Annotated in this window: 15 protein-coding genes and 1 pseudogene; 11 read left to right on the top strand and 5 right to left on the bottom strand. The window is 63.5% G+C overall.

The annotated features are described in order from the left end of the window. Positions 1–7 precede the first annotated feature (7 nt). Complete coding sequence (locus tag G6N25_RS08295; protein WP_083076546.1) at positions 8–457, bottom strand: tautomerase family protein; 450 nt, start codon at positions 455–457, stop codon at positions 8–10. A 104-nt stretch (positions 458–561) separates the two neighbouring features. On the opposite strand from G6N25_RS08295, the gene G6N25_RS08290 reads away from it, so the two are divergent. Next, positions 562–1,764 (top strand): CoA transferase, encoded by a 1,203-nt coding sequence (locus G6N25_RS08290; RefSeq protein WP_083076542.1) that lies wholly within the window; start codon positions 562–564, stop codon positions 1,762–1,764. Continuing rightward, entirely contained in the window at positions 1,758–3,062 is a 1,305-nt protein-coding gene (locus G6N25_RS08285; protein ID WP_083076538.1) for an amidohydrolase family protein, read from the top strand. Before G6N25_RS08290 ends, G6N25_RS08285 begins: the two co-directional genes overlap by 7 nt. Positions 3,063–3,069: 7 nt before the next feature. Here G6N25_RS08285 and G6N25_RS08280 read toward each other — a convergent pair whose 3' ends face one another. Then, positions 3,070–3,975 carry an alpha/beta hydrolase gene (locus G6N25_RS08280; protein ID WP_083076535.1) on the bottom strand — a complete coding sequence of 302 codons (906 nt, stop codon included), beginning with the start codon at positions 3,973–3,975 and terminating at the stop codon, positions 3,070–3,072. A 1,407-nt stretch (positions 3,976–5,382) separates the two neighbouring features. Here G6N25_RS08280 and G6N25_RS08275 point away from each other — a divergent pair. Continuing rightward, positions 5,383–6,627: a hypothetical protein gene (locus G6N25_RS08275; RefSeq protein WP_142272830.1), complete on the top strand. Its 1,245-nt coding sequence runs from the start codon at positions 5,383–5,385 to the stop codon at positions 6,625–6,627. Positions 6,628–7,187: 560 nt separating this feature from the next. On the opposite strand, the gene G6N25_RS08270 is transcribed toward G6N25_RS08275, so the two are convergent. Both G6N25_RS08270 and G6N25_RS08265 read right to left on the bottom strand, forming a co-directional pair. Next, positions 7,188–7,715, bottom strand: a complete 528-nt coding sequence (locus G6N25_RS08270) for a hypothetical protein (RefSeq protein WP_142272829.1) — start codon at positions 7,713–7,715, stop codon at positions 7,188–7,190. Positions 7,716–7,983: 268 nt separating this feature from the next. Next, complete coding sequence (locus G6N25_RS08265) at positions 7,984–9,042, bottom strand: hypothetical protein (RefSeq protein WP_083076520.1); 1,059 nt, start codon at positions 9,040–9,042, stop codon at positions 7,984–7,986. 1,348 nt (positions 9,043–10,390) lie between these two features. Here G6N25_RS08265 and G6N25_RS08260 point away from each other — a divergent pair. Continuing rightward, positions 10,391–11,650, top strand: a complete 1,260-nt coding sequence (locus G6N25_RS08260) for a hypothetical protein (RefSeq protein ID WP_142272828.1) — start codon at positions 10,391–10,393, stop codon at positions 11,648–11,650. A gap of 85 nt (positions 11,651–11,735) precedes the next feature. Here the strand turns inward: G6N25_RS08260 and G6N25_RS08255 are convergent. Continuing rightward, positions 11,736–11,861, bottom strand: a pseudogene (locus tag G6N25_RS08255) (LysR family transcriptional regulator); the annotation flags it as partial. 290 nt (positions 11,862–12,151) lie between these two features. Between G6N25_RS08255 and G6N25_RS08250 the strand changes: the two are divergent. From G6N25_RS08250 to G6N25_RS08220, 7 genes are all read left to right on the top strand, one after another. Next, positions 12,152–13,456 carry a molybdopterin-dependent oxidoreductase gene (locus G6N25_RS08250; RefSeq protein ID WP_083076509.1) on the top strand — a complete coding sequence of 435 codons (1,305 nt, stop codon included), beginning with the start codon at positions 12,152–12,154 and terminating at the stop codon, positions 13,454–13,456. 1 nt (position 13,457) lies between these two features. Continuing rightward, positions 13,458–13,973, top strand: a complete 516-nt coding sequence (locus tag G6N25_RS08245) for a hypothetical protein (RefSeq protein ID WP_083076505.1) — start codon at positions 13,458–13,460, stop codon at positions 13,971–13,973. 28 nt (positions 13,974–14,001) lie between these two features. Further along, positions 14,002–14,184, top strand: a complete 183-nt coding sequence (locus G6N25_RS08240) for a hypothetical protein (RefSeq protein WP_142272827.1) — start codon at positions 14,002–14,004, stop codon at positions 14,182–14,184. A 983-nt stretch (positions 14,185–15,167) separates the two neighbouring features. After that, complete coding sequence (locus G6N25_RS08235) at positions 15,168–16,457, top strand: hypothetical protein (RefSeq protein ID WP_163672405.1); 1,290 nt, start codon at positions 15,168–15,170, stop codon at positions 16,455–16,457. Positions 16,458–18,070: 1,613 nt separating this feature from the next. Continuing rightward, positions 18,071–19,267 carry a hypothetical protein gene (locus tag G6N25_RS08230; RefSeq protein WP_142272755.1) on the top strand — a complete coding sequence of 399 codons (1,197 nt, stop codon included), beginning with the start codon at positions 18,071–18,073 and terminating at the stop codon, positions 19,265–19,267. Positions 19,268–19,669: 402 nt separating this feature from the next. After that, positions 19,670–20,113, top strand: coding sequence for an XRE family transcriptional regulator (locus tag G6N25_RS08225; protein ID WP_197745674.1), 444 nt, complete (start codon positions 19,670–19,672; stop codon positions 20,111–20,113). After that, positions 20,110–20,490, top strand: a complete 381-nt coding sequence (locus tag G6N25_RS08220; RefSeq protein ID WP_083075464.1) for a HepT-like ribonuclease domain-containing protein — start codon at positions 20,110–20,112, stop codon at positions 20,488–20,490. Before G6N25_RS08225 ends, G6N25_RS08220 begins: the two co-directional genes overlap by 4 nt. The last annotated feature ends 256 nt before the right edge of the window (positions 20,491–20,746 follow it).

Here is a 20,746-nt window from a genome sequence, read left to right as displayed (position 1 = left end):
ACCGCGACTAACCGCCGTGCGCCTCGGAGCGGATCTGTTCCCGCAGAGGCGTTGTGGCCTCCGACGGGCTCCAGTCGGGCGCGAGGCCGCGGTGGACCACGCCGTCGATCTCGACGGCGCTGTAGATCTCGTCCCCGTCGTGCTGGGTGAATTCCACGTTGAAGTAGCGGTCGTCGGCGCCGAGGACCTGCACCGCGACGTCGACCAGAGCGTCGGCCAACCGGGCGCGTTGGTCCGCCGTCCGTCCCCGCCTGATGTCGCACGACAGCACGGCCGACGGATGCGGTTCGTCCCCGCACCGCCACACCCCGCCCGGGCCGTGCTCGCGGATCGTCACGTCGACGATGTCGGCGGAGGTCTGCATCTGCCGGGCATAGACCTCGCCGAGCCGACGGGCGAATTCGCGCTTGACGTCGACCGAATAGAAACCCGCGGTGTCCAGCTGCAAGTGCGGCATGGCTTTCCCTTTCCACGAGGCGTGATGTCGTCACTATATTAGTGATTGATCACTAACTCAAGCCCGGGTTGCCACGCGGCGTTCCGCCGCGAGCCGCGCGCACAATGGTGGGCGTGAGCTCGGCCGTGTCGAGGTGGGGAAGCAGCGGGCTGGCCTACCTGACGGGACTGCCCGACGGGCCGCCCGACTTCTCCCGCGCCAACGTCCTGGCCCGCGCCGAGCGGGTGGCCGCCGCGGTCGGTCGGCGACTGGATATCGCCGTCGACGCGGCCGGCGTGCTGACCGGCCGGGCCGCATTGCTCGGGCTGACCCGCCGCGGCCGCGTGTCGGCCGGCGGCGCCACCCGGTTGCTGGCGGCCCGGGACGGCTGGTGCGCGATCACGCTGTCGCGCCCCGACGATGTCGCGGCCGTGCCCGCGCTGCTGCAGGCCGACGAAGTCGCCGCCGACCCCTGGCCGACCCTGCGGCGTTGGGCCGCAACGCATCCGGTGTCCGCGATCACCGAGCGGGCCGCCCTGCTCGACATCCCGGCGGCCGGTCTCGGTGAGGCCGCGCCGCGAGGGCCGCGGATAGACCGGCTGGGCCCCCGGGCGACGACGCGGGGGCCCGCGGGCCTGCTGGTGGCCGATCTCTCGTCGATGTGGGCGGGCCCGCTGTGCGGGCGCCTGCTGGCCCGCGCCGGAGCCACCGTCGTCAAGGTCGAAAGCCCGCGCCGCCTCGACGGCACCCGGGCCGGCAACCGCGCGTTCTACGACTGGATCAATAGCCAAAAGCTGTCCTACTGCATCGATTTCGACGACCAGGCCGACGAGCTGCGCGAGCTGCTCGCCGCCGCCGACATCGTGATCGAAGGCTCGCGCCCCACGGCGCTGGCACGGCGCCGGCTGGGGCCGGACCACGTCGCACCCCGGCCGGGCCGAATCTGGTTGCGCATCACCGGATACGACGACCACAGACCCGCGTTCGGCGACGACGCCGCGGTGGCCGGTGGCCTGGTCCGCGCCGCCGCCGGTGCCGATGTAAAAGGGCCGGTGTTCTGCGGCGACGCCATCGCCGACCCGCTGGCCGGGCTGGAAGCGGCCCTGGCGGTGGCCGACTCGCTGAGCCGGGGCGGCGGCGAATTGATCCACGTGTCGATGGCCAACGTCGCCGCGACCTACGCGGCGCTGCCCGTCGGGCCGTCGGTCTCGGGGGACCCGGCCCCGCCACCGCAGGCGCCGCCCGCATGCCATCCGGCGGCCGAACTCGGAGCCGACAACGGCGCCGTGCGCCGCATGGTATCCGAAAGGCACTGCCTGTCATGCTGATTCGGCGAGCCGCGCTGCTGGACGGGAGGATCACCGACATCCGGGTCGGCGCGCGGATCGAGGAGCTGGGTGACGACCTGGCCGCCAGCCCCGGGGAGGGCGTGCTCTACGCCGGCGGCGGCACCGTCCTGCCGGGGCTTTATGACCACCACGTGCACCTGCGCTCGGCGGCCTCCGCGCTGGACTCGTTCTTCGTCGGGCCGCCCGGCGTCAGCACCAAAGCTCAACTGACACAACTGCTCTCGAACGCCACGCCGGGCCCCGACGGGTGGATTCGCGCCGTCGGCTACCACGAGTCGGTCGCCGGCGAGCTGGACCGCACCACCCTCGATGCCGTCGTGCGCGACGTCCCGGTGCGCATCCAGCACCGCAGCGGTGTGCTGTGGATCCTCAACTCCGAGGCGCTGGGCCGGGTCGGCATGGCCGAGCATCCAGACGGGCGACTGCGCAGCGCCGATCGCGCCTGGTCGGACGCGCTGGCGCGGCGCGAAACCGACCTGGCCGAACTGGGTCGCCGCATCACCGCGACCGGCGTCACCGGGGTCACCGACGCCACCCCCGACCTCGACGCCGACGACATGGTCGCGCTGTTGGTGGCACACCGCCGCGGCGAATTCCGGCCGCGGCTGCGGTTTCTGTCGCCGGGTAAGAAGATCCTGCAGGACGATCGCCTCGACCTGGAGGGCCTCGCCCAATGGATCACCGATCACCACGACGCGGGCCGGCCGGTCGCCGTGCACTGCGTGACCGCCGCCCAACTCGTCGTCACGATCGCGGCCCTGCGCGCCGCAGGTGGCCATCCGCTGGATCGCATCGAGCATGCCGCCGTGGTGCCCGACGACAGCCTGGCCGATCTCGCCGACCTCGGAGTCACGGTGGTCACCCAGCCCAACTTCGTCGCCGAGCGCGGCGATCAGTACCTCGCCGAGGTCCCCGTCGCCGAGCACCGCCAGCTGTGGCGCGTCGCATCCCTGTTGAACGCCAGGGTGCCAGTCGCCCTGTCCACCGACATGCCGTTCGGCCACGGCGACCCGTGGACGGCGATGCGCGCCGCCGTGCACCGCACCACGCCGAGCGGCGCCGTCCTCAACGCGAACGAATGTGTTTCGGCGCTAACGGCTTTGACGATGTTCCTGGGCCGCCCGGATCAACCGGGGCGGGCGCGGACCGTCGAGGCCGGAGAGCCGGGGGACCTCTGCGTGCTGACCGAGCCGCCCGTGGTGGCGCTGGCCGAACTCGACGCCGGCATGGTGGCGGCCACCATCATCGGCGGTGAGCTCGCTTACTTCGCCATGTGACCGGCGATCAGCCCGCCGGGGCGAGCGCTGCGCCCAAACTTGCGCACTGGCTGTCGAAAAACCGCTGTGACACTTGGGCTTTCGGCGCCAACAAGTCGAAGCCGTGGAAGGCGCCCGGAACGACTTCGACCTGGCACGGGACGCCGGCCTTGGTCAGGCGTTCGGCGTAGGTTAGGTCTTCGTCGTGAAACAGGTCGTTGGTTCCGACGCCGATCCACGCCGGCGGCAGCCCGCTCAGGTCGTCGCGGCGTCCGGGGACGGCGACCTGCGGGTCGGCATCGCCGAGGTAGGCCGTCCAGCCGAAGTGGTTGCTGCGCGCGTCCCACAGCCGGTAGTTGGCGTTGCCGGCGGTCGACGAACTTCGGTCGTCCAGCATCGGATACGCCAACAGCTGCAACGCCGGGATGACCTCGCCGCGGTCTCGCGCCAACAGGGCCAGTGCCGCCGCAAGGCCACCGCCGGCGCTGGCGCCGCCGATCGCCACCCGGCCCCGGTCCACCGCGGGCAGGCCGGCCAGCCACGCCAACGCCGAATAGCAGTCTTCCAGCGGAACGGGATACGGATGTTCGGGCGCCAGGCGGTATTCCACCGACGCGACGGTGATGCCCAGCTGTCCGCTGAACCGTCGGCACAGCCTGTCGTCCTGCTGGGCGGTGCCGATCACGTATCCGCCGCCGTGGATCCACAGCAGCGCGGCCGTGGGTTCGCTCACGCCGACGGGCCGGAACAGCCGAACGCCGGCCCCGGATCCCAGGGTGACCACCTCGACGTCGCCGTCCACGCCGGGCCTACGAAGCCGACCGGTCAGCCCGCTCAATGCCCGCATGACCGGCAGGCTCCGGGGACCGATCATGCGTCGCGGGGCGATGCGGGCGATGCGGCGCAGGTCGGGGTGAACGTCATTGTCCGGCATCGATCCAGTATTGCCGACGCGAAGCACACCGACGCGGGAAGGACCGCGGTGGTCGCCCAGAGCTTCGGGCGGCGGAGGGTCGGTCGGCTTATCGGCTCAAGGTCGGGCGATCGACCACGTCCCCAGCCCTACCGATGCCACTCACCACCAAGACCACAGTCGATCGGTGGATCCAGGCTTAGAGACGCGGTGTTTGCATAGTCCCTCGGACACCTGCGGTTCGCGGTGGGGGAGGGTGTCCGGCGAGGTGAGGCTCTTGCTCGGCTTGTCTGGCATGGCGTCTGCGCGCGGTGTGGAGTCGACGTCAGACAGGCCCGTGAGCTGGACGTACCTGTGAAGAACCTAAGCCCGTGGCACTTTCGAGAGGCTTTGTGTGATCGGTTCAAGAACGTGTGGTGCCGCAATCTTGGTAGAGTAGGAAAACACCTGCTAGTCACGTTATCAACACGTGGATAGCAAACTCTAAACCCCGTCATAATAGTTAAATACGATACTACCTATCAGTAACCAAACGGTCCGCATTCCCCCCACATATGAGATAGCTATTGTCGCAGCAATACAATTGTTTGCCAGGGTATAGTGAAAACTTTGGCGTTTGCTGATGGACGGCGCTTCGCCGCCGACACTGACGCGGCCGGGCCGCGTTCGTCACCGCGGCGCCGCCCGATCACCGCCGCTACACGCCGCGCCACGATGGCCTCGCGATGCACATTGATCTGCAGTCCACCTGATCTGTGACAGCCAGCTAACGGTCGGCGACGACAACCCTTCCCGCACCCACCGGGCCCCACTGCTGTTCCGGGTTGGCTGACCCGCCGGCGATCACCTGACCGTGATCGCCGGCGGGGCCATCTCGGTGCGCACCGTTTACGGCCCACCCCAAGAAAGTGGTGGGTGTGGTGTGCCCGGTCACCAAACCTGATCGGTATTAGCCTGTGCCCCAAGCACACACCGGCGCTCTCCGGTCTTGGTGGGCGCTGACCCGCCATGGGCTCCTCCGGACCCTCGATGAGTACTTCCTTGTGCCGTGGCGATACGGACAAGCCTTATGACTGCTTTTTTCGCCCGCTCGCGTCAGCATCCTGTGGCGCCGACCGGTGAAATCCACCGGCATGGTGACGGGGAGCCGACTGCCTGGCCATGAGCGGATCGAGACACTGCCATCAAGGCGTTGTCCACACCCGGCAATGATGTCGTGTCACGCTGCTCGAATGCTGTCAATAAATGATTTTGATGAGGCCTTCCATTTCGCCTAATTTGGGTAGTAGCTTCTGGGCATTTCGGGCTGGTTTTGCTGCATTCGTTTATCGTCGCAGTGAATTGTCTATTTTGTTGTCACGATTCGTTCGCAATATTTCACAGCTACATTCAATTCGTCATTATCCAGAATTTACAAAGGAGATGGTCGTGGACCTCGCAGCCCGCCCCCACATCACCGCTGGAGTAGCCCTGGCCAGCGCCGCTGTTATTGCCGCCGGCCCCATGGCCCAGCACCTACCCGATCTTCACTTAGCCCAACAGTTACGCACAGTGAGCGTCACGGAGATCCAGCTCACCGACGCTGCCAGCAGCGTGATCGACTTGTTCGCCGGCGTGGAAAACGAACTCGCCTCCCTGGCCAGCGGAGCCGCTGTGGCCAGTGTGCCCGCAGCCACCGTCGGCGTCTTCATCAACCCCATCACAACCTGGGCCAACGTCTTGCAGACCGCAGCCAACAACATCGGTCTGCTCGGACAGAAATGGCTCGCGGATCCACTTCCGGTGGCATCGCAGGTCGTGATCAATGAGCTCGGCTTCGGCAACATATTGGCCAAGGCGATCAATACCGCCGGCACCTCGTTTTGGAACAGCTTGGCAAGGCCTGCAACTGGCGTGGCCGCACGAATGTTCACCGCGGGGACCGACCTCGCTGCGGGGAACCTCTTCGGAGCGGTGAATACCTGGACTAGCCTCGAGCTCAGCTTAATATTAAGCGCCGGTGAGAACTTCGTCCCAGCCCTGGCGCTCGTCGGCGACATCGCCACGAACTTTGGCAAATTGGTCACGGAGCTCTCCTCGACGCAAGTCTTGTTCGATACGAGTTTGATTTCGATCGAGTACTTCGGAGCGATTGTTCCTGACGCGTTTGCCCTTACTGCTCAGGGGGTGATCAACGCGGTGCAGGCCGGGGACCCGGCGGGGGCGCTGAGCGCGATCGTCAATGCTCCGGCCAACCTCACCGGCAACCTCCTCAACGGGTTCTTCAATCCGATCTCAGGCAGCACACTTACCGGGCTACTCAGCACTTCCCCCAGCAACGGCGGTGTTCTTTCCAGCTTCGGGCTGGTTCCCCCATTGCTCGCGCAATCGATCGGGGCCAAGGCCGGACAGAACACATCGAGCCTTCTTCCGGGCGCGTTCAACACCTTTGGCAGCACGGTGCAGACTCAGCTCACTAGCTTGTGGAACACCATGACGACCGATTTGGGCACGATCTTTAGCCAGACGTTCCCCAGTCTGGGTGGTTTGGCCACCGCGTTGCAGGGCGTCCCGGCGGCCCTGGCCCCTTTGGGGTCGCTAATCGGTAACTTCACCGGCCAGGTCGGGTCGGCGTTGGGCAACATCGGAGCCCAGATCGGGACGCTGCTCCTGACCCTGCTCAAAGCGCTCTAGAGTCCCGCGGAGGTCGCCATGCGAGCGGCGACCACCAACGGCGATTGGCCCCCTAGCTAGACAAGCAGGGGGCCAATCGTTTTTGTTGGTGCGTTTGTCAGCCGGGTGCGCAGCGGCCCGCGAGTACGCGACCCAATATCGGCCAGATGACACTCGGCCCGGCTTCCTCCAGGAGTGTGTCCTGATTGTGGAGGGGAGTGTCGATGTTGCTCATAAATACGACCACGTGGACTATGAATTCGTTTGGAATGCCTTGGTGCATCGTCTGCCCGGCGAAGCCGGTCGCATCCGGGAGATCCTCATCGACGGCGCGGCTGAGGGTCTTGGGGGTGGATAAAGATTTCGACCCGGTTGCCGACATCAGCGGCCGGCCCGTCGATGCCTTTACGTGTTGTCCTGCTGGGCAACGGAATCCGAGTCAAGGCAAGCGCGGCTCGACGTAGCACGCCCGCAGCGGCATGCTACCGGGCTGAAAGCGACTGCGCGGTAAGCTGCTTCGGTGTCCTATCGTGATCGACCGACGACCGGCTCGCGGTCATCTAAACGACGCCGAGATGGCGTCACTTGCCGGCCAACTCCCGTCGCAGGGTGCTAATAGTCACGTACATTCGGTTCGATTCCTCAAGATCCGCGAAGCCGTACTTACGGTAGAACGTGCGCAAGCTTTCGGCACCTTCGGGTGTCAAATCGCGGAAATGCGGGTCTACGACGAGGAACCTTCCGCCAGCCGCATCGGCTGCTTCCACGGTCTTGACCACCGCTTCTGCGAGCAGTTCGGCGCCGTGTCCTGTGCCCGCCACGTTTAGGTTGCGTGCCAGCTTGGCTAGCACGTACGAGGGATAGCCCTCCCTTCGGCTCCCACTGCTGCCAGGTATCTGCTCCGTGACAATCGTCGGAGCAAGGGTGAAGTAACCCTGGACGACGAACTCGTCATCGTCGCGTTCTGTGGAGACGTGGGTTCTCGACAAACCTCCACGGTGGGCTGCAAGAGCTTCCCTGCGAAGCCAATCATCGAGAGCGCGGACGCCCGAATCGAAATATTGGAGCCGGTGCTTTCGGTCTATCGCGTCAAAGCGCAGATCCGTCAACGATCGTGGACTTTAGCGTTCCGTGCTGCTAACGCGGACTTCATCGCCTCACTGGGCTGGGTATCCCTGCTAACCATTTTGGTCAGTTCTTTGCGAGTGACAACGGTCACGGCGCCCGTCTTGGCCATTCCCACCCCTTCTACCATTCACAACTACGCACAAGCTTACGCGACCCATACGCAGGTACGTAACAGTATGCCGCTTGGCTGCATTCCGGACACTCCCGACAAGCCTGGCGGGTTGGGCGCACCTGACCTACGCATCGAGCTCAGTCGACGAGAAAATCGGACAACCCGTTGCAGCAGGCGACGTCGGCAAGCCGACCAAGCTGTTCGAGTGCTTGGTGGGCCTCGACGTACGCATCGGCGGTCGACGCGTTTTGGCAAGGCATCTTGCGAAGCTGCGCCGCGGCGATCCCGAGGCGGACCAGCACACCGCCGACCGCGACTCGGGGAATGTCGACCTTGGCGCCCCGATAGTTACTCAAAATGCACTGGATGGCTTTCGGCAGCCTTTTAGCGTCGGGGCTGCCGTCGGCCAGAAGATACGGCAACTTCCAGGTGTGGGCGTTGTCAGCGGTGCCCACGTACGCGAAGCACTGCATGCTGAGTGCGTACTTCGGATGCAGCACCACGCCGGGACCGGCCACGCTTCCACCGGAGCTGTCACGGTTTGGCGCCGTATCAAGCGCAACCGCCACGCTCGGGCATGGCCGATAGATGCCATGAACCGACACCCACCACAGGTCGTCAGGAGGTTGTTGGGTGTCGAGAGTCACTATCACACGGTCGCGCAGTCCCCCGCCGATCACGTCGGCCGCATACAACATCGTCGCGTCGCTCACCGCAACTGCGCCCACCCGCTGGCTGGCTGCATAGCGGCGCGCTTGATCCAACGCCGCTTCGACAGCGCCCCGCCGCCAGACCAACGAATCAGGCCGTTTCACTTCCAGCACGAGCCGCTTAATCCCTAAGTAAGACAACACCACATCCGCGCGACCGACCTGAAGGTTGACGTCCGCCAAAGACCAGTCGAGGACAGTCGTGAACAGGTCCTCGAGGATGTTCTCGGCGACCTTCTCGACCGGTGCGCCGTACAAGCCCTGCCGCAGTCGTTCACGACGGCGAGCGGCAAACATTGGCCACGCCGCTTGAATCCGCTGGACACAGCGCTGGTAGGAAGCGAGTTTCCGAAACGGATCGGCGACGTCCGCATCGGTGCGCGCCGCTGCCTCGTCGTCTTTGTCATTTCCGGCATTTTGGCGCGGCGTGTCAGCGTCGGCGGGTTCCCCTGCGCCGGCTTGAGCATCGTCATCGTGCTGATGCATGTGTCGAGAGTACGCAGATCAGACGGTCATGCTGAACAGTTGGTCGACAAATTCGAGACAGTTCAGTGCACACCCGATACCTCAGCCGTTGATTTCGTGCGGGATCATCACCACCACGCCGTTGTTGCCGGTGCGGTGGTTGGCGGTGCCGGGAGGATAGTCCGACCTGGCAGCCCCGCTCCACATATCACCGTTGCAGCGGGCTCGGCCGGAGAGTCCGCTCAGCGGCTGACGGTGGGCCAGGGCATGTGCCCGAGTCGACGTCAGACAGGCCTGTGAGCTGGACGTACCTGGGGAGAACCTAAGCCCGCGGCACTTTTGAGAGGCTTTAGGTGATCGCTTCAAGAACGCGCGGCTCCGCAATCCCCACGTGGCCGAAAAACACCTGCTAGCCGTGTTATAGAACATAGGATAGCAAACACCATCCGCCAGGATATTACTTTAATATGAAACTACCTACTGGTAACGGACCGACCCGCATTCACCCCCGCGCTTAGGATAGCTATTACCGCGGCGATCCAATTGTTTGCCAGGACAGAGTAAACACTCTCGTGTTTGCTGACAGATAGTGTTCACAGCCGACACCGATACGGCAGGCTGCGTTCGTCACCGCAACGTTGCTCGCCACACGCCGCGCCATGACGGCATCGCGAGGCATCTCGGTCTGCGGGCTCACCTGATTTGTGGCAGCCAGGGCAGCGGTCGGTGACGACAATTCGTCCCCGCCCCACCGGGCCCACCTGTTGCTTCGAGGTGGCCGACCCATGCGGCGATCGCGCTGCCGTCACCGCCGTGGCCACCTCCGTGCGCACCGTTTTATGGCCTACCCCAAGAGAGTGGCGGGTGTGGCGTGCTCGGTCACCAGCCGATGATCGGTATTGGCGTGTGCCCCAAGCGCATACCGGCGCTGTCCGGTCCGGCGGGCGCCAATCCTCCATGGTTGTCTTCGAACCCGTCGACGGTTACTCCCTTGTGTCGTGGCGGTACGGGCAAGCCACACGACTGTTTTTCCCCGCCCGCCCGCCTCACCCCGCTATGGCGCCGCCCACCAGCATGGTGACGGGGTCAACTGCCTGCGATATGAGCGGATCGAGACACTTACATCATGGCGTTATCGACACCCGGCAACGACGCCGCATCACGCCACTCGAATGCCGTCAACAAATGATTATGGCGGGGCCATCCATTTAGCCCAATTCGGGCAATAGTTTTTGTGTACTTCGGGCCGGTTTTGCTGCATAAATATATCGTTCTAGTGAATTGTTTACTTTATTATAACGATTCGTTCGCAATAATCCCCAGCTACATTCAATTCGTCATTATCCAGAATTGCTCAAAGGAGATGGTCGTGGACCTCGCAGCCCGCCCCCACATCACCGCTGGAGTCGCCCTGGCCAGCGCCGCTGTCCTCGCCGCCGGCCCCATGGCCCAGCACCTACCCGATCTTCACCTGGCCCAACACCTGCCCACGGTGAGCGTGGCCGACATCAACCTCACCGCCGCGGACGGCGTGCTGGACCTGTTCTCCGGTGTGGAAAACGAGCTCGCCTCCCTCACCAGCGGAGCAAGCGCAGCCGCGGTGCCCGCCGCCGCCCTCACCGACTTCTTCGACCCGAGCGCGCTGCCACTGCCCGTGTACACGTGGGTTTCCACCTTGGCGAACGCGGGCACCCAATTGCAGGCAACTTACAACACTTGGAGCGCAACCCCTTTCCCGGTTTTGCAGCAGATCGCGGCGAACGGGATTTCATACGTGAGTGACTACGTGGGGGCCTACCAGCAAGCCGGGACTGGCGCGTTTAATTACCTTACTGGGACCGCAACGACGGATTTCATGAAGTGGCTGAATTCGGCATATTCGGCCTACATGACAGGCAATATTTCGGGAATGGTGAGCGATCTCTATGAAGGCCTCTACGCTGAGCCGATCGCAGACATCCTTACGCCGCTCGAGAGCATTCTGAAGATTCCCGCATACGCTGCGCAAAATCTCTCAAATGGGCTGAACTATGCTACAAGCACTGGTATTGGTTCCTTGGGGATTTATGGGATCTTCGATGGGCCGGGTGACATGATTTCGAACCTTGGCACCAGCCTGCAGACTACATTCAATTTGTGGAATGCTGGAGACCAACTCGGCGCTGTGACTAATCTGATCAACACCCCGGGCACAATGGCAAACGGTTTTCTCAACGGGCTGGCCACGAAAGCACATCCCCTTGGCACTGGTGGCTACCTGGCCAATCCCAACGGGCTGCTTAATCAGATGGCTAATGTTCTCAGCCAGGCTCTCGCGAAGACCATGGTCGCACCCAATGCCCAGAACATTGCAAGCGGTGGCAGCCTCGTAGCTGGTTTCCAAAATCTCGGTAGCCAGCTAATCAGTGCTTTGCCTACAGCGAGTGCTCTAAGCGGCCTGAACTACCTGGGTAGCGGCCTAGGCAATTTGGCCAACGAGCTTGGTGGAAACTTTGCCGCTCAATTGACCCAATTATTGCAAAGCGTCCCATCCGCGCTGGCGAACCTGCCGGCGATGTTGGGCACCATGGGCGGAGCGCTGGCAGGCCAGATCGGATCGTGGGTCGCTGCCCTCCTTAGATTGCTCTGAGTCCGCTGACGGTTGCCGATGCGAGCCGGTGACCACCAACGGCGATTGGCCCCCTTCCCAGGAAGGGGGCCAATCGTTGTGCGCCCAGCGTCGGTGTCGGAATGTCAACGACCAGTGGACTGTTGGGCGCCACCACGGTGATGACCTGATATTTCAGGAAGAGCCTCACAAAGATCGAGCCGTGGGAACCGATGGAACTTTCATCGGCCGGGCGATACCGGAACCATCCACCTGCGCCGCTTGCCACCCCGATGTCCGGACTTGCGCGGCTGTGATCTGGACTCCTTGCGTCCGCGACTAAAAACCACTGCGCTCGTGTGAACCATTCCACCCCGGTGGGTGGATCGACCTTGGCTGGAGCGGTTAGCGGATGCGAGATCGACGTATTGATCCGATTGATCGAACTGCAGTCCTATCTCGTGAACATCAACATGTCGGTGAGGTGGGCTCGTCGTAACGTCCGGCGGTGACCGTTGCACGGCCGGAAGAGCCCGGCGCCTCGTGAGCGGCTACGGCTTTCCGGCCAAGCTGTGGCGGGCGCTGGACCGGCATCCACCGCCGGGCGTGCGGCGGCTGGCCCAGTTTCGCAGCCCGTTGCGTGGCCCGTGGCTGACGTCGGTGTTCGGGCTGGCGCTGTTGATCGTGCTGCCGATCGTCATCATCACCGGGTTGCTGTCCTACATCGCGTACGCGCCGCAACTCGGCCAAGCCATCCCCTCCGACGTCGGCTGGCTGCGCCTGCCCGCCTTCGCCTGGCCGACCCGTCCGTCGTGGTTGTACCGGCTGACCCAGGGGCTGCACGTGGGGCTGGGCTTGGTGATTATCCCGGTGGTGCTGGCCAAGCTGTGGTCGGTGATCCCGCGGCTGTTCGTGTGGCCGCCGGCCCGCTCGATCGCCCAGATACTGGAGCGATTGTCGTTGCTGATGCTGGTTGGAGGGGTGTTGTTCGAAATCGTCACCGGCGTGCTCAACATCCAGTACGACTACGTCTTCGGGTTCAGCTTCTACACCGGCCACTATTTCGGGGCGTGGATCTTCATCGCCGGCTTTCTGATGCACGTCGCGGTCAAGATTCCGCGCATGGTCACCGGGCTGCGGTCGCTGCCGCTACGAGAGGTGTTGCGCACCAACCGTGCCCATACCCGTCCGCAACCACCCGATCCCGACGGGCTGGTGCCCGCCCATCCGGCCGAACCGACGATGAGCAGGCGCGGCGCCCTGGCGCTGGTCGGGTCTGGCGTGTTGCTGATCGGCGCGCTGACCGCCGGCCAGACCCTCGGCGGTGCGGCCCGTGGCGCCGCGCTACTGCTGCCGCGCGGCCGCGGCCTTCGCGATTCCACAGGCGATTTCCCGGTCAACAAAACCGCGGCCGCGGCGGGTGTCACAACCGAAAGTGTCGGCGCAAGTTGGCGATTGACGCTGCGCGGCGGCCCCTCGGAGGTGGTTCTGGACCGCGCCGACCTGGCCGGCATGCCGCAACGCACCGCGCGGCTGCCCATCGCCTGCGTCGAGGGGTGGTCGACCGTGCAGACCTGGAGCGGGGTACGGCTGGCCGACTTGACCCGGCTGGCGGGGGTGCCCACGCCGCGTGCGGCGCGAGTGACATCACTGCAGCGGGGCGGGGCATTCGGCTCAGCGACGCTGCAGGCCAACCAGATTCACGATCCCGACGCCTTGCTGGCGCTGCGGGTCAATGGTGTCGACCTGTCGTTGGATCACGGCCATCCGGCGCGGATCATCGTTCCGGGGATGCCGGGCGTGCACAACACCAAATGGGTGACCTCCATCGAGTTCGAGCCAAGCTGAGATGTCCGGATTCTCACCACGTTTCACCGCGATCTACGGATCTCGTCCGCTGCACCTGCTGACCATGCTGTCCGGCTTCGCCCTGTTGGGCTACATCATCATCACCGTCAAACCGGCAACGCTGTGGAATCCCGGCACCTGGTGGCAGTCGATTGGCGTTTGGTTGGCCGCCGCCATCATTGGCCATGATCTGTTGCTCTTCCCGCTCTACGCGCTGGCCGACCGCGCGCTGTTCGCCCGGATCCCCCGGCGAACCACTGCTGATCCAAACATCACCGCCCGCAACCACATTCGGGTACCCGCCCTGGGCGCGGGACTGACGCTGGTGATTTTCCTTCCGGGCATCATTGAGCAGGGCTCCACGACCTATCATGCGGCCACCGGGCAAACCCAGCAGCCGTTCCTGGGCAGGTGGCTGCTGCTCACCGCGGCGATGTTCGCCGCCAGCGCGCTCAGCTACGCCGCGCGACTCGCCCTGGCGCGTCGGGCGAGCCGCGCGCCGGGTGGCCGCGCGTAAGCACGGACGGCGCAGTCGCCTTGGTTTCGTGCGGGATCACCGCCACCACGCCGTGTTGCCGGTGCGGTGGTGGTCGGTGCCGGGAGATGGTCCCGACCTGGCGGCCCCGCTGCACGCATCACCGCTGCAGTGGCGCTGGCCCAAAGAGCCCGCTCAGCAGCGGACGGTGGGCCAGGGCATGCGCCTGAGTCGACGCCAGACAGGCCTGTGAGCTGGACGTACCTGCGGAGAACCTAAGCCCGTGGCACTTTCGAGAGGCTTTAGACGATCGGTTCAAGAACGCGTGGCTCCGCAATCCGTACGGCGCGGACAACCCCCTGATAGCCGTGTTGTAGGCACCCGTCATAGCAAACGCTATCCACCGCCATGATAGTTAAATATGAAACTACCTTTCGGTAACAGATCGGCTCGCATTCACCCCCTACGCCTAGGATAGCTATTACCGCGACAATACAATTGTTCGCCAGGCCAGAGTGAATACCCTTGTGTTTGCTGAGGGACAGCGCTTCGCCCGCCGACACCGGTGCGGCCGGGCCCCGTTCGTCACCGCGGCGCTGCTCGCCACACGCCGTGCCACGATGACGTCGCGATGCACCTCGATCTGCGGGCTCACCTGATCTGTGACAGCCAGCTAGCGGCCGGCGACGACAACCCCTCTCGCACCCACCGCGCCCACTGCTGCCCGAGTTAGTCGACCCACCCAGCGATCACCCCGCCGGCGCCGGCGGCGCCACTTCCGTGCGCACCGTTTTACGGTCTACCCCAAGAGAGTGGTGGGCGTGGTGTGCCCGATCGCCGAATCTGATCGGTATTGGCATGTGCCACAAGAACATACCGGCGCTGTCCGGTCTGGCGGGCGCTGAGCCGCCGTGGTCGTCTCCGAATCCACCACGGGTTACCTCCGTGTGGCCGTAGCGGTACGGACAAGCCGCGCGACCGCTCTTCCGCCTGCTCGTATCGGCATGCTGTGGCGGCGCGCAGGTGAAATCCACCGGCACGGTGAAGCGGAGTCAATTGCCTGGATGCGAGCGGATCGAGACGCTTACATCATGGCGTCGCCGACACCCGGCAACGACGCCGCGTCACCCTACTCCCATGCCGTCAACGAATGATTTTGGCGGAGCCTTCAATTTAGCCCAATTCGAGTAATGGTTTTGCGGTTTCGGGCCCATTTTGCTGCATGCATATATCGTCGTGGTTGATTGGCTATTTTACTTGTCACAATTCGCTGGCGATAATCCGCAGCTACATTCAATTCGTCATTATCCAGAATTTACAAAGGAGATGGTCGTGGACCTCGCAGCCCGCCCCCAAATCACCGCTGGAGTCGCCCTGACCAGCGCCGCTGTCCTCGCCGCCGGCCCCCTGGCCCAGCATCTACCCGATCTTCACCTGACCCAACAGTTACGCACAGTGAGCGTCTCGGGCATTCAGCTCACCGACGCCGCCGAGGGCATCGTCGACTTGTTCTCCGGTGTGGAAAACGAACTCGCCTCCCTCGCCAGCGGAGCGTCTGCGGCCGCGGCGCCCGCGGCCACCGTCGGCGCCTTCGTCAACCCGATCACCACCTGGACCAACGTCCTCCAGACGGCCGCCAACAACATCGGCGTGCTCGGCCAGCAGTGGCTCGCGAATCCATTTCCAGTGGCGTCCCAGGTCGTGCTGAATGAGCTCAACTACGGCAACATATTTGCCAAGGCGATCAGTTCCACCGGCGGCCAGTTTTGGAACATTTTGGCAAGTACTGGATCAACTGGTCTGGCCCAGACAATGTTCACCGCTGGAACCAGCCTCGCCGCGGGGAACCTCTCCGGAGCGATCGCAGCCTGGACCAATCTCGAGGCCACCGTTTTAGTGCAGGCCGGGCTTCAATTCTTCCCCGTCCTGGCGGTCCCCGGCGACATCGCCAGCAACTTTGGCAACCTGGTCACCGAGGCCGGCTCGCAGGTCCTCTTGCTCGACTCGGTTTTGCCTTTGGTCGACTACGTCGGCGAGGCTGTTCCCACGGCGCTTGGCGATACCGCTCAAGGGGTGATCAACGCGGTACAGGCCGGGGACCCAGTGGGGGTGCTGAGCGCGATCGTCAACGCTCCGGCCAACTTGACCGGCGACTTCCTCAACGGGTTCACGCCGCTCGTCGGCACCGCCTTTTCACGCGGGCTAATCGGCCCGACCAACGGCAGTCTTCTTTACGACTTCGGGGTGACGGTTCCCCTACTGCTCTCGCAATCGATCGGGGCGTCGAAAAAAGCGGGCACGAACACGTCCAGCGTGATTCCGTTCGCGTTGAACTCCTTTGGCAGGACGGTGCAAACCGACCTCACCACGTTGTGGAACACCGCGACGGCCGACTTGGGACAGATATTCAGCCAGACATTCCCCAGCCTGGGTGGTTTGGCCACAGCGCTGCAAGGGGTCCCAGCGGCGCTGGCGCCTCTCGGGGCGATCGTGGGCAACGCCACAGGCCAGATCGGTCGCTATTGAACAACGTCGGAGGTCAGGTGATGACGCTGCTCCTCAACCTCCTCAAGGCACTCTGAGTCCGCTGGAGGTCGTCGATGCGAGCCGGTGACCACCAACGGCGATGGGCCCCTTCGCAAGAAGGGGCCCATCGTTTATGTCCTCCCCCAGAACGTTTTGGGAAAACGAAGCCGCCCTCATGGGTACGTGCGATTAGCCGTTACTGCTACGGGCCAGTTCTATTGTGCGCCAGCGATATTGGAGTATCGCCGGAGGCGAATTATGGTGGGCCACGGGCTGTTTCGTGGCCCACGAAAGCCGGCGCAAATGGCGCAAAACTGCTGCCTAGCTGCTGCCGGGCGGAAAACGGGGCAACGGCTCGGTGGACCTGCTGGTGTTCGCGAGGTGATTAAGAAGAAACCCCCGTGCGTCCTCCCTCGAACAGCTGCGGGTTCGCGGTGGGGGAGGGTGCTCGGCGTGGTGACGTTCTTGCTCGGCTGGCCGGGCATGGCATGTGCGCGCGGTGCGGAGTCCACGTCAGGCAGGCCCGTGAGCTGGACGTACCTGGGAAGAACCTAAGTCCGTGGCACTTTCGAGAGGCTTTGTTCGATCGCTTCAAGAACGTGTGGCTCCGCAATCCTGATGGAGCAGCTAAACTCCTGTAAGTCGCGTTGTTAGCACGCAGTTAGCAAACCCTACCTGGCGGGACAATAGTAAAATATGAAACTACCTACCGGTAACCAACCGCCCCGCATTCACTCCCCACTTAAGATAGCTATTACCGCAACAATACAATTGTTAGCCAGGGAATAGTAAAAACTCTTGCGTTTGCTGACCGATAGCGCTTCAGTGCAGACACCAACGCCGCATTGACCACCGCGGCGCTGCCCGGCCACCCCCGCCGCACGCCACGCCACGACGACCTCGCGATCCACCTCGATCTGCGACGCACCAGATCTGCCGCAACCAGGTAGCCGCCGGCGACGACAACCCCTTGCGCACCCGCCCGGCCCACCTGTTGCTTCGAGTTGGCCGACCCACCCGACGCCACCGCCGGGCCACCTGCGTGCGCCCCGGTTTACGGCGCACCCCAAAAGACGTGGTGTGCTCGGCCTGTCCCGAGCGGAGCGCTTTCGGTAAGACCCCGAACCTGATCGGTATTGGCTTGTGTCACAAGCAGATACCGGCACTGCCCGGCCTGGCGTGCGCTGACCCGCCATGATCGTCTTCGAACCCGCCGACGGTTATCTCCTGTGCCGTGGCGGTACGGACAAGCCGCACGACTGTTTTTTCCGCCCGCTCGCGCCAGCATGCTGTGGTGCCGGACGGTGAAATCCACCGGCACGTTGACGGGGCCGACTGCCTAGATATGAGCGGATCGAGACACTGACATCATGGCGTTGTCGACACCTAGCAACGACGCCGTGTCACGCATGTTCCCATGCCGTCAACAAATAATTTTAGTGGCGCCTTCAATTTGACCCAATTCAGGTAATAGTTTTTGTGCAGTTCGGGCCGGTTTTGCTGCGCACGCATATCGCCGTAGTGAATTGCCTATTTCGTTGTCGCGATTGGCTCGCAATATTTCCCAGCTACATTCAACTCGTCATTATCCAGAATGCGCAAAGGAGATGGTCGTGGACCTCGCAGCCCGCCCCCACATCACCGCCGGAATCGCCCTGGCCAGCGCCGCCATCCTCGCCGCCGGCCCCATGGCCCAGCACCTACCCGGCCTTCATGCGGCCCAACAACTACGCCAGGTAAGCGTGGCTGACATCAACCTCACCGACGCCGCCAGCAGCATGGTCGACTTATTCTCCGGCGTGGAAAACGAACTAGCCTCCCTCGCCAGCGGCGCAAGTGCGGCGGCGGTGCCCGCAGCCGCACTCACCGACTTCATCAACCCCGCCGCACTACCCCTGCCGCTCGCGACATGGGTCAACACTTTTCAAGCAACAGGCACCAATCTGCAAACAACCGCCAATTTGATTCAAGCGCTTCCATTCCCGACCTTGCAGCAGATCGCCGCCAACTGGCTCTCCTACGCCGACCTCTATGTCAAGTCGTACCAAACCGCCGCGAATCTCCTCGTCAACTTCTACACGGGAACCCAACAAGCCGGTTTCTGGGGGGACCTAAATACGGCCTTCACCTACTTTGCCTCAGGAAATTTCTACTCCTTCGGACTAGGAGGCAAGGGTGTGGTACAGAGTTTGTATAATGCGTTCTTTCCAATCGCGCGGGTCCTGCCGCCTTTGGAAAATATTTTGGCGATCCCCCGATACTTCACCCAGAATCTGGCGAACGTGACTGACTATCTGACGACGACCGGCATAAACGACACCGCTTCCTATTTAACCGTCACGATGCCAGGCCAGATCGAGCAAGCGCTCGGAACAAGTCTCCAGGCTGCATCAACTGCGTGGTCCCATGGGGATCCGGTGGGGGCGATCAGCAACCTGCTCAACACCCCCGGCGTGGTGACTAATGCCTTCCTCAACGGCACTAATGGGACGAGCAGTGGCTTGCTCGACACCCTCCTCAACACCAACGTGTTGCAGGCTCTCGCCCCGGGGCTGGCGAAGTCGATCACTGCTCCCAACGCGGTGAATATCGCGACCGGTGGAAGTCTTCAGGGCGCACTGCAGGGCTTCGTGACCCAGTTGACCAATGGTTGGCCCTCCCTGAGCAATGCCGTCAGCGGTATCAGCACAGGATTGACCACGCTGCTGCAAAACGTTTCGTCGAAAATGCCGTCGCTATTGGCCAGCTTCGGTGCAACGTTCGCAACCAATATCGGGCTGTTGATTTCCAACCTCCTCAAGTTGCTCTGACTCCGTTGGCGGTCGCCGATGCGAGCCGGTGACCTACCAACGGCAATCGGCCCCCTTCCGCAAGAAGGGGGCCGATTCGTCTACGTCCAGCGTTGCTGGTGGTGCCGGAGCGACACGGTTCGCGAGGAAGGTGGGGACGGGGCAGAAGTCAGCAGAGGTCGTAGTACCGGGGAGAACGCTCGAAACGCCGGGGAGGGCTGAACGCTGGGAATTGATGGTTCGAAGTAGTGCTTCTCGTGAAGGCGGCGGTGATCGCAGCCAACCCACGGCACGTGCGGGTCTTGCATACGGCGGTGGCGCGTTTCGATGCTCCTATATAGGTACTCGTATGGGTTGATTGCGCCGGTAACGGCTCTGGCCGGCGACCACTCCATAGATATATCAAGTGATATGATCCGCAGCGTGAGCGAAGTGGGAGACCTGCGGCGGGCGGCGGGTTTGACGCAAGATGAGCTTGCTGCCCGCTCTGGTGTCGCGCAACCCAACATCGCGGCTTATGAAAGCGGACAACGCATCCCGTCGGCGGCGATGCTCGACAGGCTCGGCGCCGTCGCAAAGCCCCGGCCCTCGGTGGTACTCGCCAAACATCGAGACGCCATCATTGCCCTTGCGCGTCAACACAGAGCCAGCCGGGTGCGTGTCTTCGGTTCTGCCGCCCGGGGCGACGATGTATCCGGCAGCGATATCGACCTGCTGGTGCGTTTCGCGTCCGACGCCGATGTTTTTGACCTGGCCGATCTGACCGCAGATTTGGAAGAACTCACCGGGCTGCACGTCGACGTGGTGTCCGAACGCGGACTCGATGGCGAGGCTACGTCCATCGTCGCTGGGGCGCGTCCGCTGTGAGCCGTCCGCCCGGCCCCCGTGTCGACCGTGTCGCACGTACTCTTTCTGACATCATCCGTTTCACCGACACGGCGGCCCGGCTTGTTGCCCGCGGCAAGGACGCCTACGACTCCGACGAGGCGTTACGGCTAGCGGCCGAGGCTATCCTGCACAAGATCGGTGAAGCCGTCGCCCGTTTACCTGAGGAATTCATCGCCGTTCACCCCGAGGTGGCTTGGCGCAGCATGAAGGCGACCCGCAACGTCGTCGCTCACAAATACGACCACGTGGACTACGAAATCATTTGGAATGCCTTGGCGCATCGTCTACCCGCCGAAGCCAGCCGCATCCGGGAGATCCTCATCAATCACGCGGCTGAGGGTCTTGGGGGAGGATAAAGCCTTCGAGCCGATTGCCGACATCGGCGGCCGGCCCGCCGATGCCTTTACGTGTTGCCTTGTTGGGCAACAGAATCCTGGCCACCGTCAACCCGGCACCCGGTGGCAGTCGATTGGCGTCTGGTCCACCCCCGCTGTGGTTGTCCATGACTTGACCAATCGAAGACAGGCTCACGGTCATTCAAAAGACCTCGTCCGCAACGACATTCGGTTCCATCCGCGGCAGGTGGCTGCTGCCCACCGCTGCGTGCTCAGC

Source organism: Mycobacterium heidelbergense (assembly GCF_010730745.1).
Lineage (GTDB): Bacteria > Actinomycetota > Actinomycetes > Mycobacteriales > Mycobacteriaceae > Mycobacterium > Mycobacterium heidelbergense.
This window is presented reverse-complemented; position numbering and strand designations above follow the sequence as displayed.

Excerpts from the sequence above, each read along its gene's own strand:
- G6N25_RS08295 (WP_083076546.1), bottom strand. The coding sequence starts at position 457 with ATGCCGCACTTGCAGCTGGACACCGCGGGTTTCTATTCGGTCGACGTC.
- G6N25_RS08290 (WP_083076542.1), top strand. The coding sequence starts at position 562 with ATGGTGGGCGTGAGCTCGGCCGTGTCGAGGTGGGGAAGCAGCGGGCTG.
- G6N25_RS08285 (WP_083076538.1), top strand. The coding sequence starts at position 1,758 with ATGCTGATTCGGCGAGCCGCGCTGCTGGACGGGAGGATCACCGACATC.
- G6N25_RS08280 (WP_083076535.1), bottom strand. The coding sequence starts at position 3,975 with ATGCCGGACAATGACGTTCACCCCGACCTGCGCCGCATCGCCCGCATC.
- G6N25_RS08265 (WP_083076520.1), bottom strand. The coding sequence starts at position 9,042 with ATGCATCAGCACGATGACGATGCTCAAGCCGGCGCAGGGGAACCCGCC.
- G6N25_RS08245 (WP_083076505.1), top strand. The coding sequence starts at position 13,458 with ATGTCCGGATTCTCACCACGTTTCACCGCGATCTACGGATCTCGTCCG.